Genomic DNA, 12,322 nt, shown 5'->3' with positions numbered 1-12,322 from the left:
TCCTCCAACGGCCTGACCCTGTGCTCAGGCTCGCTGGGTGCGGACCTGTGCAACAACATCCCGTCGTTGGTCAAAGAGTTTGGTGGCCAGGGTCGTATCCACTTTGGTCACCTGCGCAACGTCAAGGTCGAACCCGATGGCACCTTCTACGAGTCCACCCACAACTCCTGTGATGGCTCTCTGGACATGGCAGCCATTGTCAAGGCTTACCACGATGTGGGTTTTGAGGGTTACTGGCGTCCTGACCATGGCCGCATGATCTGGGGTGAGACGGGCAAGCCCGGTTATGGCTTGTATGACCGCGCACTCGGTGCGGTCTACCTCAATGGCTTGTGGGAAGCGGTGAGTAAATACACGCCTGCCAAGGTCTGACGGATCACATTCGTCCAGGCTAAATTTAATAGCGTCTGGCCCTTGTTTTATAAGGGCTAGACGCTATTTTTGTATGTGAATGTAGCGCCGCGGCCATACGGCATGTGAGAAAGCAGGGGGCTCAGCAGCGTGCCCGACCGAAGCCGCGAGTCACCGCTGGTCAAGGCTGCGCCGTGTGGGGTTTTACGGGCTGCGGCAACAATGCGTGTCAACGGATCGTGCACGCCATGTGCATGTGGTGGGCTTCTCCACCTTCCGACCTGCACCTCTGAGATTTCAAAACCATGACCCCATCCCGATCCCTCCAACTCTCTATGCTCGACCTGGTCGCTATCCGCGAAGGTGGCACCGTGGCGCAGGCGCTGGCTGTTGCCTTGCAGACTGCGCAGCACGCGGAGTCGCTGGGCTTCACCCGCTACTGGCTGGCCGAACACCACAACATGGCCGGTATTGCCAGCTCGGCCACGGCGGTGCTGGTGGGCTACATCGCGGGTGGTACCCAACACATCCGGGTTGGCTCCGGTGGCATCATGTTGCCCAACCATGCGCCGCTGGTGGTGGCAGAGGCTTTTGGCACCCTGGCCGAGCTGTACCCGGGCCGGATTGACCTGGGTCTGGGGCGTGCCCCCGGCACCGACCGGCTCACCATGCGCGCCCTGCGGCGCGACCGGGCCGAGACAGAGCAGGACTTTCCGCGTGATGTGGCCGAACTGCAGCGTCTGCTGGGGCCTGCTCAGCCCGGGCAAGGCATCATTGCCATGCCGGGCGCCGATACCAATGTGCCGATCTGGCTGCTGGGCTCCAGCCTGTTTTCGGCCCAACTGGCGGCCGAGCGTGGCCTGCCTTATGCCTTTGCCGCCCACTTTGCGCCGCGCCTTTTGCACCAGGCGCTGGCCTTGTACCGCAGCCTGTTCAAGCCGTCCAAAACACTGAGTCAGCCCTATGTGGTGGTGGGTGTGCCCCTGATGGCGGCCGACAGTGACGAAGAAGCCGAGTTTCTGGCCAGCAGCACCTACCAACGGGTGCTGGGCATCTTGACCGGTGCCCGCCAGCGGTTGCAGCCACCCACACCCGGCTTCATGGAGACACTGCAGCCGCAGGAGCGCGCTGCCATCGGCGACTTCCTGTCCGCTGCGGTGATTGGTGGCCCGGCCAAGGTGGCCAGCGGCCTGGCGGCCCTGGCCGAGGCCACCCAGGCCAATGAGCTGATGCTGGTGTGTGATGTGTTCGAGCCAGCGCGGCGCCTGCGTTCGCTGGAGATTGCCGCGAAGGCCTGTGGCCTTGGCCCGGTCGACACCAGCCGCTAAAGTCAGGGCCCATGAGCACCCAAGCCCAGACTTTCATCCAGGCCCTGCAGTTACAGCCCCACCCAGAAGGCGGCTATTACCGGGAAACCTACCGCAGCCCGCTGCGGATGGACGTGAACCCGGCTGAGAGTGGCCCAGCGGTTCAGAGACATGTCAGCACCGGCATCTACTTCTTGCTGGAGCAGGGCAACTTCTCCGCGTTTCACCGCATACGCTCTGACGAGATGTGGCACTTTTATGCCGGGCAGGCGCTGGAGGTGCTGGAGATCAACCCGGCCGGAGACTTGCGCTGCACCCGCCTGGGGCCGGATGTGGCGCAGGGTGATGCTTTTCAGCATGTGGTGCCCGCCCACACCTGGTTTGCGTCCCGGGTGGCTGATGGGGGCGCTTTCTCGCTGGTGGGCTGCACGGTGGCGCCCGGGTTTGATTTTGCCGACTTCTGTCTGGCCGACCGCGCCACGCTGAGCGCAACTTTTCCGCAGCACCGGCAGCTCATCCAGACGCTGACGCGCTGATCACTCTGGCGACCGCGTGAGCGCCAGGGTGTGCCAACACACCGAACTATTCTGCGCTTGGGTTCAAGCTGACTGCGCTGGCGTCAACGGGTCAGCCGGTTAGCACACATGGGCTGTGCTCAGCGATTGGGCCTTGTGTGAAACACATCAAACTGAGCTTCTGGGGTTTTTTGGCTGGGCTGGCCGTGTTGTGGTTGCTGGCTGACCTGCGCTTGGAGATGCCGTCGGGTTTTGGCAGCTGGCGCAATGCCTTGATCAACTTCACCGGCATCATGGGTATGGGCGTGATGAGTGTGGCGCTGATGCTGGCCGCACGACCTCTGCTGCTGGAGCCGTTTTTGGGCGGGCTGGACAAGATGTACCGCCTGCACAAATGGCTGGGTATCAGCGGCCTGGTGTGGGTCACGCTGCACTGGTTGTGTAAACAAAGCCCTGGCTGGCTGACCAACCTGGGTTATCTGGAGCGCCACGCGCATGAGCGCGCGCCCGAGCCTGCAAACCCGATTTTCAAGTTCCTGCAAAGCCAGCGCGGCCTGGCCGAGGGCGTGGGGGAGTGGGCTTTTTACGCCACCGTGTTGCTGATGGTGTTGGCGCTGGTCAAGTGGTTTCCGTACCACCTGTTTTTCAAAACCCACCGCTGGCTGGCCGTGGCTTACCTGTTTCTCGTGTTTCATGCGGTGGTGTTGATGAAGTTCAGTTACTGGGGGCAACTGATGGGCCCGGTGATGGCCTTGCTGATGCTGGGTGGCAGCCTGGCTGCGGTGGTGATTCTGTTGCGGCGGGTTGGCCTGAGCCACCGGGTGCTGGGTGTGGTGACGCAGGTCCATGCGCACAAACCCGTGCGGGTGCTGGAGGTGGGCGTGCAGCTCCAGGGGCGCTGGTCGGGCCATCAGAGTGGGCAGTTTGTGTTTGTCCGCTTTGACAGCGTGGAAGGGGCACACCCCTTCACCATCTCATCCGCCTGGACGGGGGACGGCCACATGGTGTTTCTGATCAAGGGGCTGGGTGACTACACCACGCTGCTGCCCGACCGCCTCAAGCTGGGTGACCCGGTCCACATCGAAGGGCCTTACGGCCAGTTCAACTTTGACAGCGACTGTGAGCGCCAGATCTGGGTTGGTGGTGGCATTGGCATCACGCCCTTTGTCGCCCGGCTGGAGGAGCTGGTGCTGGCACCGCAGGCCAAACCCATCGACCTGTTCTACGCCACCGCCTCACCCTACCACCTGGCCATCCACAAACTCAAGCTGCTGGCGCGTGAAGCCCGGGTGACGCTGCATGTGCTGGTGGAAGCTCACGATGGCAGACTCACCGCGCAAAGCATCTGCGCGCTGGTGCCTGACTGGCGCCTGGGTGACATCTGGTTTTGTGGGCCGGCCAGGTTTGGCCACGCGTTACAAACCGACTTTGCGGCACGCGGCCTGCCCGGTAAAAACTTTCACGACGAGTTGTTTGACTTGCGCTGAGGTTCTGGGTCATGATCTGCCAGCCCCAAGCCCCTGACAGATTCACAACCCCCCCCCAAAGACTTTGTTGCACGTGCCAGAAAACACGCCTACCGCTGCGCCAAGGGGCAAGACCCACTGGGCAGTACATGTCAACCACCGCCACCGCAGCCTGGGTTATGCCATGTTGCTGCTGGTGCTTGGTTTGCACCTGGCCCCGCAAGACCGAAGCCCGCTGCTCTGGCTGGTGTTGGTGGCGCACTTTGCGGTGTACCCCCAGCTGGCCTTCTGGCTCGCCCGACGCGCCGTAGACCCGATGGCCGCTGAAATCAGACACATGTATCTGGATGCGCTGAGTCTTGGCGCGTGGATCGCGGTGCTGCATTTCCCGCTTTGGATCAGCTTTGTCATGGTGATCGGCTGTTTGCTGAACCTCACCCTGTACCGCGGTACACGCGGTTGGCTGGAGGCGCTGAGTTTGTTGGCTATCGGCTGTGCGCTGGCCGGTTGGATCGTCGGTTGGACGCTGCAGCCCCAGACCGATCCCTGGGTGACGGCGCTGGCCATGGTTTCGGTCTCTCTGTATCTGTTTTTTGTGTCTCTGGACAGCCAGAAACGCTCGATGCGGCTGCGTGACACCCGCCAGGAGTTACAGGCCAAAGAGCTGGCCTTGCAACAGCAGTTGGCCGAGATCCAAAGCCTGCAGGCCCAACTGCGTGATCAGGCGCGCCGTGACGCGTTGACCGGCCTGTTCAACCGGCACCACCTGGGCGACATCATGGCCCGTGAACTGGCGCGTTGTGCGCGTGATGGCCAGCCTTTGAGTCTGCTGATGATCGATGTGGACCATTTCAAGCAGATCAACGATGACTTTGGCCACCAGGTGGGTGACGATGTGTTGCGCGAAACGGCCCGGCTGCTGGCCGAGCGCACCCGCGACAGTGACATGTTGTTCCGTTACGGCGGCGAAGAGTTTTTGCTGGTGCTGGTGGCCGCAGATGCGCTGGTGGCCAAGGCGGTGGCCGAAGAGCTGCGCCAGCGTTACGAGCTGAGCCCGCTGGCACTGGCGGGCAGCCCGGTCATGGCCACCCTCTCCATCGGTGTGGCCACGTTTGCCGACCATGGGTCGAGCTTCGAGAGCCTGGTGCAAGCGGCTGACCAGGCGCTGTACCGTGCCAAACGCGCCGGGCGCAACCGTGTCGAGATTGCCTGAGCCTGTACCATCAAATCCTAATTATTTGATAGCCTCTAGCCCTTATGACATAAGGGCTGGAAGCATAAACAGGCCCAACCAGGGAAAACACCCCAGGCGGGTCTGGCGTCCCTCAGGCCGCTTAGGCTGCTGCCGCAATCACCTGCGCCACTGCCGCTGTGAGTTTTTTGGCATAGGGCACATGCAAAAACTCGTTGGGCCCGTGGGCGTTGCTCTTGGGGCCGAGCACACCACAGACCATCATCTGGGCTTTCGGGAAACCCATGGACAACATGTTCATGAGCGGTATGGTGCCGCCCTGGCCGATGTAGCCGCAGGGCGCGCCAAAACAGCTCTGTGAGGCAGCGTTAAGCGCCTGCTCGAACCACGGTGCGGTGCTCGGGGCGTTCCAGCCGGTGGCGCCCGCCGCGTGGTCAAAAGTGACTTTGGCCTGGTAGGGTGCGTTGTCTTCCAGCAGGTTTTTCAGGTCGGCCACCGCGCTGGCGGCGTCCACCAGTGGCGGCAGGCGCAAGGACAGTTTGAAGGCGGTGTAGGGGCGCAGCACATTGCCCGCGTTCTGCAGGTCGGGCATCCCCTCGACACCGGTCACGCTCAGGGTCGGCAGCCAGGTGCGGTTGAGCAGCGCCTGCAGCGGGTCGGTGGTGGTGGGCAGCATGCTTTGTGAGGCACCGCCACAGTCGGCATGGGCCCAGGGGAACCGTTTGTAGATCTCGTCACCCAGGATGTTTGCCGTGGCCTGCGCCTGGACCAGCCGGTCCGCTGGCACCTCGCAGTGGAACTGCGCGGGCAACAAGCGGCCGGTGGCGCTGTCTTCGAGCCGATCCAGTACGTGGCGCAGGATGCGAAAGCTCGACGGCACCAGGCCGCTGGCGTCGCCCGAGTGCAAACCTTCGGTCAGCACCTCGACCTTGAGCACACCGCTGGCCATGCCGCGCAAGCTGTTGGTGAGCCAGAGCTGGTCGTAATTGCCCGCGCCCGAGTCCAGGCAGATCACCAGGCCCACCTCGCCCAGCCGGGGTCTGAGGGCGTCGATGTAGGGCAGTAGGTCATACGAACCACTTTCCTCACAGGTTTCGATCAGGCCAACGATGCGCGGGTGTGCGACTTGTTGGCTTTGCAGCGCCTGGATCGCAGCCACCGCCGCGTAGACGGCGTAACCGTCGTCGGCGCCGCCCCGGCCATAGAGCTTGCCTTCGAGGTACTTGGGTGACCAGGGGCCCAGGTCCGCACGCCAGCCGGTGAACTCGGGCTGTTTGTCCAGATGCCCATAAAACATGACGGTTTGGCTGCTATCCCTTTTACCGTCTGGGTTAGATGCTTGTGATTCAGTAGCGCCTTGGGAGGACGCCAATTCAAAAAACAGCACCGGTGTGCGACCGGCCAAGCGCACGATCTCGATCTGCAGGCCGGGCACCTTTTGCGCCTGCACCCATTCATAAGCGTTGCGCACCACGGTGTCGATGAACCTATGCTGCTCCCAATCCGGGTCAAACATCGGTGACTTGGCGGGGATGGCGATGTAGTCGCTGAGCTGTTTGACAATGTCCTGGTCCCAGGCTCGGCTGACCTGGTCCAAGGCCTGGGCGGTATTCAAAATGTCGGTGCTGACGGGTGCATTCATGTCCAAAACTCCTCAGATATAGCAGCCGAGAGTATGACCCAAAGCCGGGTGGGTCGGCTGGACTCAGCCGCGCCGCCACGTGGTCCACAACGCCGCCAACACGATCAACGCAGCGCCCAGCCAGCCCATGGGACTGAGTGACTCCCCGAGCCACCACACCGCAAATAACGCTCCAAACGCAGGTTCGCTGCTGGTGAGCAAAGCCACCCGGCTTGGCGCGCTGTGTTTGAGCGCCCAGTTTTGCGCAAAAAAGGCGAACACGGTGCAGCCCAGCACCAGGTACAGCGTGCCCTGCCAGAAGACCGCTTGGCCGGGCAAGTCGGGCAGCCCGCCGCGTGTCAGCAGCGCCAGCAGCAGGCAGCCAAGGCAGATCACACCGGATTGCACGGCGGTCAGCTGCAGGCTGGTGGCACTGCTGCTGCGGGTGAGCCGGCTGGTCTGGCAGACCAGGATGGCGCGCAACACAGCAGCCCCGAGCATCAGGCCATCACCCCAGGCCAGGCCGCCGGTCAAACCGCCTCTGAGCAGCGCAGCCCCCAGCAGCGAGACCGCAGCAAAACCAAATACGGCCCGCGCCGGGCGCTGGCCCAGCAGCCACCACTGGACAAACGGTGTCATCACCACACACAGGCTGATCAGCAAGGCCGCGTTGCTGGCCTGGGTGTGCGCCACTCCAAAGGTTTCACACAGAAAAATCGCCAGCAGCCAGCCCCCCAGTGGTAGCCCGCTGCGCCAGGCGTCGCGGCGCTGTTGTGTGCTGGCGCGCAGCAAGGTGGGCGCCAGCAGCACAAACGTCAGGCCAAAACGCAGCGCCAGAAAACCCAGCACCGGGTAAAAGGCCAGCGCGCCCTTGGCTACACCGTAGCTGGTGCCCCAGACCATGGCCACCAACAGCAGGGTCAGGTCGGACAGGCGCAACAGGTGCGCGGGTTGTTTGAGGATCAGGCTGGTCATGGCGGGGCGCGACAGGTTTTTGAAACAGAGTTGGGATGCTAGATTGCTTCTTGCAGCGTGATAATCATGTGATTCAGAACATCAGCTGTGCTTCAGACGCATGAATAACCCGCTTGAGAACCTCACCGACATGGCCGTGTTTGCCTGCGTGGTGGATGCGGGCAGCTTCTCGGCGGCGGCGCGACTGCTTGGTGTGACACCGTCGGCGGTGAGCCGCCAGGTGGCCCGGCTGGAGGCTGCTTTGCATGTGCGCCTGCTCGAGCGCAGCACCCGCAAGCTGCGCCTGACCGAGGCGGGCAGCGCCGCCTACAGCCGCTGCCAGACCCTGGTGGCCGCCGCTCGCGAGGTGATGGCGCTGTGCGACACCCAAAGCGCCACACCGCGTGGGCTGGTGCGTATCAGCATGCCCAAGGCTTTTGGCCGCCAGGTCATTCACCCGCTGATGCCGGCGTTTCTGGCGCGTTACCCCGAGGTGGACGTGCAACTGATCATCACCGACCGGGTGGTGGACCTGTTTGAGGAGACGGTGGACCTGGCGATCCGGCTCACCGACGCACCACCTCCCGGCCTGGCCGGGCGCCCGCTGATGCCGGTGTTGCACCGGGTGTGCGCCAGCCCCAACTACCTGCGCACCCACGGCACGCCGGTGCACCCGCGTGATCTGACCCAGCACAGCTGCCAGTACCTGGGCGAGGATGAACGCGACCGCCACTGGCGCTTTCGCCAGGGCGGCGACGAGGTGACGGTGCGTGTGTCTGGCCGTTATGTCGCCAACCACAGCGAGGTACGGCTTGACGGCGCCCTGCAGCACCTAGGCCTGGCCAGCCTGCCCGACTTTACGACACGCCAGGCGCTGGCAAGTGGTCAGCTGGTGTCGGTGCTGGACGACTGGACCCATGTCACCGACTACGCGGGCACGGCCTGGCTGCTGTACCCGCCCAACCGTTATCTGGCGCCCAAGTTGCGTGTCTGGATCGACTTTGTGGTGGCTGGCCTTGCCGCAGATTTTGGGTAAAAATGGCTTTTTACCCTTATATTAAAAGGACCTATAGCTATAAAGTGGATAGCATCACGCGACCTGTTGGCCCCCACGGCGACGCCGTAAAATCTGGAACGACGTTTCGAAAATGAACTCACCCCACCCCAACCCCTCGTGTGCTGACGATTTGGCCCCGCTGGAGCCCGTCCAGGGCCGCACCAGCGGCGCCTGGCCCATCCATTACGAGGTGCTGGGCAACCCGGCGCATCCGGCCATTGTGCTGATCATGGGTTTGGGGTTGCAACTTGTGGCCTGGCCCGACAGCTTGTGCCAGGCCCTGGTGGCGGAGGGTTACCGCGTGGTGCGTTTTGACAACCGCGACTGCGGCCTGTCGGCCCGCGCACCGGCGCACGGGCGGTTTGACTTGCTGCGCACCATTGCCGCCTCGGTGTTCAAGCTGCCGGTGCCTTCGCCCTACACCCTGCACGACATGGCGCAAGACACACTGTCGGTGATGGACGCACTGCAGATCCAGCAAGCGCACATCGTCGGGGTGTCGATGGGCGGCATGATTGGCCAGGTACTGGCTGCAACCCACCCGCAGCGGGTGCTGAGCCTGACCTCGATCATGTCCACCAGTGGTCACCCGCGTTTGCAGCAGCCTGCGCTGCATGTGCGCCGTGTGGTGGTGAGCCGCCCCACGCGGCCAAACGACATCGAGTCGGTGATCGACCACCAGGTGCGCATTGTGCGCACCATTGGCAGCCCGGTCCACCAGGAGTCTGAGCAGGCGCTGCGTGAGCGTGTGGGCCGGGGCATCCGCCGCGCTTACGAGCCCGCTGGCCTGACACGCCAGGTGATGGCCATCATCGCCAGCGGTGACCGCCGCCCCTTGCTGCGCAGCATCACCGCACCCACCCTGGTCATCCATGGCCGCGACGACCCGCTGGTGCCGCTGCCCGGGGGACAGGACACGGCGGACCACATCCCCGGTGCCAAATTGCTGGTGGTGGAGGGCATGGGGCACGACCTCTCGCCCGCGCTGCTGCCGCAACTGGCCCAGGCCATGCTGAGCCACTGCAATACCATTTCGGCCTCTAGCCCTTATCGAAATTGAGCTAGATGCTCCTTTTTTTGACAATTTTACCAACCCGAGTCGATGACCATGACACAAACACTCTCCACCCTCAACACCACTTTTGCGCTGGGCAACAGCCTGCGTTTCACCGAGGCTGTGCCCGGCCTGCCGGTGGCCGAAATCAGCACCCCTCTGGCCACCGCCAGCGTCGCGTTACACGGCGCCCATGTGCTGAGCTGGCAACCGGCCGGGCAGGCGCCGGTGATCTGGGTCTCCAAAGCGGCGATTTTTGAACTGGGCAAACCGGTGCGTGGTGGTGTGCCACTGTGCTGGCCTTGGTTTGGCCCGTTGGCCGACAAACCCATGCACGGCTTTGTGCGCACCATGGTCTGGCAAGTGCGTGGTGCTGAGCTCGATGCCAGCGGCCAGCTGGTGCTGCGTCTGGGCATCAGCGACGACGCCAGCACCCGCGCGCTGTGGGATTTTGCTTTTGACCTGGAGCTGGTGATCACCGTCGGCAGCACGCTGACCATCGCACTGACCACCCGCAACACAGGCGCGACACCGTTGAGCATCAACCAGGCTTTGCACACTTACTTTGCCACCAGCGACATCAACCAGACCACGGTGCAGGGCCTGGCCGGTGGCAGCTACATCAACAAGGTGCAAAACTTTGCCGTCTGCCAGCAAGACGGTGACGTGGTGTTCACCGGCGAAACCGACCGCATCTACACCGACACCAAGGCCGACAGCGTGATTGTGGACGGCGTGACAGGCCGCCGCATCCGCATTGCCAAACAGGGCAGCGCCAGCACCGTGGTCTGGAACCCCTGGTCAGAAAAGGAAAAAAACATCGTCGACATGGCTGCCGGTGAACACCGCCAGATGGTGTGTGTGGAAACCTGCAACGCCGGCCCGGACAGCATCAGCATCCCGGCTGGCGGCGTCCACACACTGGCAGCGACCATCTCGGTCGCCTAAAAGCTCAGAGTGACCCGGCAACCAACGCCTCAGGGCGCTGGCCGAACTCGGGCGTAGACACAGGTGTTGCGCAGGCTGCCGTCGGTGGCGCGGCGGTCCTGGCGCAGGATGCCTTCGAGTTCAAACAAACAGCGCTCAGCCACCCGGCGTGAGGCCAGGTTGGCCTCGTCGGCAATCAGCTCGACCCGGGCCACCTGCATCTGGCTGAAGGCGTAGTCCACCAGCGCCAGCACCGCCTCCCGGGCGTAGCCCCGGCCCGCACACGAACTGCGAACCCAATAACCGACCTCGGTCTTGGGTGTTTCCCAGACGGTGCGTAACAGGCCCGCGCCGCCCAGCAGCTGGCCGGTCGACTTCTCGAACAGATGAAAAGGCTGATGGGTGCGCATCACAAAGTGGGCCGCACCGGTGCGGCTGCGGATTTCGGCGTCCTCGGGGGTGGTCGGGTTGGCCACCCAGGGCAGGGCGCTCAGAAATTGCCGGAGTTCTGGCAAGGACTCGCAGACAGCCGCATGCAGGGCCGGGCCATCGCCCTCCTTCGGCACCCGGATCAGCAGGCGCTCGGTTTCAAGCGTGGTTGGCAGGGGCAGAAGCAGGGGGTCGATCATGGTGGTGAAGTGCTGCGCAGGGTGCGGGCATCTGTTGGCTGCTGGTGCAGAACAGTGGATGGCGGGACAGGCGGCTATTTTGCCGCGTTGGCCGACCCCGCTGCGCCGATATGAATGGGAAAATGGTGCGAGTTCTCAGCGTGATCGCCGCCGCTCTGAGGTAGCATTTGCCCATCACACGTGTTCGTTGGAAGGGGCATTTTTCATGGCACCAGAGACAACCCCCACGAGAGCGCCGTTCGTGATCGAATGGCGCGACGGGTTCAAGATCGGCATCGACCAGGTCGATCAGGAGCACCGACAGCTGTTCACCCTGGTGCGCGCGCTCAACCTGGCGTCGGTCGACCACACCGTGGACGAATTGCTGAACTATGTGGTCACACACTTTTCCAACGAGCAGGCGTTGATGGAAAAAAGCGGTTACCCGGCGTTTGAGCAGCATCTGAAGTTGCATGAGGAATTTGCCGCCCAGGTGGCTGAATTTCTGGGCAGCGACCAGGCCTGGACCGAAGATCGGGTGCAGGATTTGCGCAAGTTCCTCAACAAATGGCTGATTGGTCACATCATGACGCACGACCTGCGCTTCGGCAAATGGCTCCTTGGTCATCCGGTCTCCAGCGCGCCGGTGGCGCCCCAGCCGCCGCCCAAACCAGGCGGGTTTTTTGCCCGTTTGTTCGGCCTCAAATGAGCACGGCGCAGCGGCCTGAGTCCGACATCTGCGACGCCCGGTTACCAGAGCACCTGAGTCTGGTGCGCGAGATGCTGCGTGAGTACCAGGCCAGCCTGGGTGTCAGTCTGTGTTTCCAGGACTTCGAGGCCGAGCTGGCCGGTTTGCCTGGCGCCTACGCCGCACCCCAGGGTCGTCTGCTGCTGGCTTGGGCCGACGGCCAGACGCTGGGTTGTGTCGGCCTGCGCCCGCTGGAAGACGGTCTGTGTGAAATGAAGCGCCTGTACCTGCGCCCGGTGGCACGTGGCCGGCATCTGGGGCGGCGGCTGGCGCAGGCCATCTGTGTCGCGGCCCTGGAAAGCGGTTACCGGGCCATCCGGCTTGACACGTTGCCGGGCATGGCTGCCGCGCGGGCGCTCTACGCTTCCATGGGTTTTGTGCCGGTGCCTGCGTATGTGTACAACCCGATCCAGGGCACCCATTTTCTGGAGCTGGACCTCCAGACCTGGCAACCCAGCTGATGGCGGTGGCCGGACCGCACAAAACACACAAGTTATGGGTATTTTGTCGGTCTCGCTAGAC

Annotated in this window: 13 protein-coding genes; 10 read left to right on the top strand and 3 right to left on the bottom strand. The window is 63.3% G+C overall.

Features of this window, described 5'->3' with window-relative positions; translation table 11 throughout:
* From KKO72_RS06240 to KKO72_RS06220, 5 genes are all read left to right on the top strand, one after another.
* A partial coding sequence (locus KKO72_RS06240; protein ID WP_214936525.1) for a mannonate dehydratase occupies positions 1-372 on the top strand: 372 nt, incomplete at its 5' end.
* A 284-nt stretch (positions 373-656) separates the two neighbouring features.
* Positions 657-1,679, top strand: a complete 1,023-nt coding sequence (locus KKO72_RS06235) for an LLM class flavin-dependent oxidoreductase (RefSeq protein ID WP_214936523.1) — start codon at positions 657-659, stop codon at positions 1,677-1,679.
* Positions 1,680-1,690: 11 nt separating this feature from the next.
* Entirely contained in the window at positions 1,691-2,194 is a 504-nt protein-coding gene (locus tag KKO72_RS06230; protein ID WP_214936521.1) for a cupin domain-containing protein, read from the top strand.
* Between the two features lie 137 nt (positions 2,195-2,331).
* Positions 2,332-3,660: a ferric reductase-like transmembrane domain-containing protein gene (locus tag KKO72_RS06225; protein WP_214936519.1), complete on the top strand. Its 1,329-nt coding sequence runs from the start codon at positions 2,332-2,334 to the stop codon at positions 3,658-3,660.
* 73 nt (positions 3,661-3,733) lie between these two features.
* A complete protein-coding gene (locus tag KKO72_RS06220; RefSeq protein ID WP_371736831.1) occupies positions 3,734-4,852 on the top strand; it encodes a diguanylate cyclase in 1,119 nt (372 codons plus the stop codon).
* A gap of 121 nt (positions 4,853-4,973) precedes the next feature.
* Here KKO72_RS06220 and KKO72_RS06215 read toward each other — a convergent pair whose 3' ends face one another.
* On the bottom strand, positions 4,974-6,473 hold the full coding sequence (locus KKO72_RS06215) for a M20/M25/M40 family metallo-hydrolase (RefSeq protein ID WP_214936516.1): 1,500 nt from the start codon (positions 6,471-6,473) through the stop codon (positions 4,974-4,976).
* Between the two features lie 63 nt (positions 6,474-6,536).
* Entirely contained in the window at positions 6,537-7,427 is an 891-nt protein-coding gene (locus KKO72_RS06210; protein ID WP_214936514.1) for a DMT family transporter, read from the bottom strand.
* 100 nt (positions 7,428-7,527) lie between these two features.
* On the opposite strand from KKO72_RS06210, the gene KKO72_RS06205 reads away from it, so the two are divergent.
* The 3 genes from KKO72_RS06205 to KKO72_RS06195 all read left to right on the top strand — a co-directional run bounded on the left by KKO72_RS06205 (position 7,528) and on the right by KKO72_RS06195 (position 10,465).
* A complete protein-coding gene (locus KKO72_RS06205; protein WP_214936512.1) occupies positions 7,528-8,442 on the top strand; it encodes a LysR family transcriptional regulator in 915 nt (304 codons plus the stop codon).
* A 112-nt stretch (positions 8,443-8,554) separates the two neighbouring features.
* Entirely contained in the window at positions 8,555-9,523 is a 969-nt protein-coding gene (locus KKO72_RS06200; protein WP_214936510.1) for an alpha/beta fold hydrolase, read from the top strand.
* 48 nt (positions 9,524-9,571) lie between these two features.
* Positions 9,572-10,465, top strand: coding sequence for a D-hexose-6-phosphate mutarotase (locus KKO72_RS06195; protein WP_214936508.1), 894 nt, complete (start codon positions 9,572-9,574; stop codon positions 10,463-10,465).
* A gap of 29 nt (positions 10,466-10,494) precedes the next feature.
* On the opposite strand, the gene KKO72_RS06190 is transcribed toward KKO72_RS06195, so the two are convergent.
* Entirely contained in the window at positions 10,495-11,073 is a 579-nt protein-coding gene (locus tag KKO72_RS06190) for a GNAT family N-acetyltransferase (protein WP_214936506.1), read from the bottom strand.
* Between the two features lie 205 nt (positions 11,074-11,278).
* Between KKO72_RS06190 and KKO72_RS06185 the strand changes: the two genes are divergently transcribed.
* Together KKO72_RS06185 and KKO72_RS06180 are read left to right on the top strand one after the other, a co-directional pair.
* Positions 11,279-11,761 carry a bacteriohemerythrin gene (locus KKO72_RS06185; protein ID WP_214936504.1) on the top strand — a complete coding sequence of 161 codons (483 nt, stop codon included), beginning with the start codon at positions 11,279-11,281 and terminating at the stop codon, positions 11,759-11,761.
* Positions 11,758-12,261: a GNAT family N-acetyltransferase gene (locus tag KKO72_RS06180; RefSeq protein ID WP_214936501.1), complete on the top strand. Its 504-nt coding sequence runs from the start codon at positions 11,758-11,760 to the stop codon at positions 12,259-12,261. Before KKO72_RS06185 ends, KKO72_RS06180 begins: the two co-directional genes overlap by 4 nt.
* The last annotated feature ends 61 nt before the right edge of the window (positions 12,262-12,322 follow it).

This window comes from Rhodoferax sp. U11-2br (genome assembly GCF_018619435.1).
Classification (GTDB): domain Bacteria; phylum Pseudomonadota; class Gammaproteobacteria; order Burkholderiales; family Burkholderiaceae_C; genus Rhodoferax.
The sequence above is the reverse complement of the archived record's forward strand: the minus strand, read 5'-3'. Positions and strand labels throughout refer to the sequence as shown.

What these genes read in the sequence shown, in the direction of transcription:
- KKO72_RS06235 (WP_214936523.1), top strand. Translation starts at nt 657, where the DNA reads ATGACCCCATCCCGATCCCTCCAACTCTCTATGCTCGACCTGGTCGCT.
- KKO72_RS06230 (WP_214936521.1), top strand. Translation starts at nt 1,691, where the DNA reads ATGAGCACCCAAGCCCAGACTTTCATCCAGGCCCTGCAGTTACAGCCC.
- KKO72_RS06215 (WP_214936516.1), bottom strand. Translation starts at nt 6,473, where the DNA reads ATGAATGCACCCGTCAGCACCGACATTTTGAATACCGCCCAGGCCTTG.
- KKO72_RS06210 (WP_214936514.1), bottom strand. Translation starts at nt 7,427, where the DNA reads ATGACCAGCCTGATCCTCAAACAACCCGCGCACCTGTTGCGCCTGTCC.
- KKO72_RS06205 (WP_214936512.1), top strand. Translation starts at nt 7,528, where the DNA reads ATGAATAACCCGCTTGAGAACCTCACCGACATGGCCGTGTTTGCCTGC.
- KKO72_RS06200 (WP_214936510.1), top strand. Translation starts at nt 8,555, where the DNA reads ATGAACTCACCCCACCCCAACCCCTCGTGTGCTGACGATTTGGCCCCG.
- KKO72_RS06195 (WP_214936508.1), top strand. Translation starts at nt 9,572, where the DNA reads ATGACACAAACACTCTCCACCCTCAACACCACTTTTGCGCTGGGCAAC.
- KKO72_RS06190 (WP_214936506.1), bottom strand. Translation starts at nt 11,073, where the DNA reads ATGATCGACCCCCTGCTTCTGCCCCTGCCAACCACGCTTGAAACCGAG.
- KKO72_RS06185 (WP_214936504.1), top strand. Translation starts at nt 11,279, where the DNA reads ATGGCACCAGAGACAACCCCCACGAGAGCGCCGTTCGTGATCGAATGG.
- KKO72_RS06180 (WP_214936501.1), top strand. Translation starts at nt 11,758, where the DNA reads ATGAGCACGGCGCAGCGGCCTGAGTCCGACATCTGCGACGCCCGGTTA.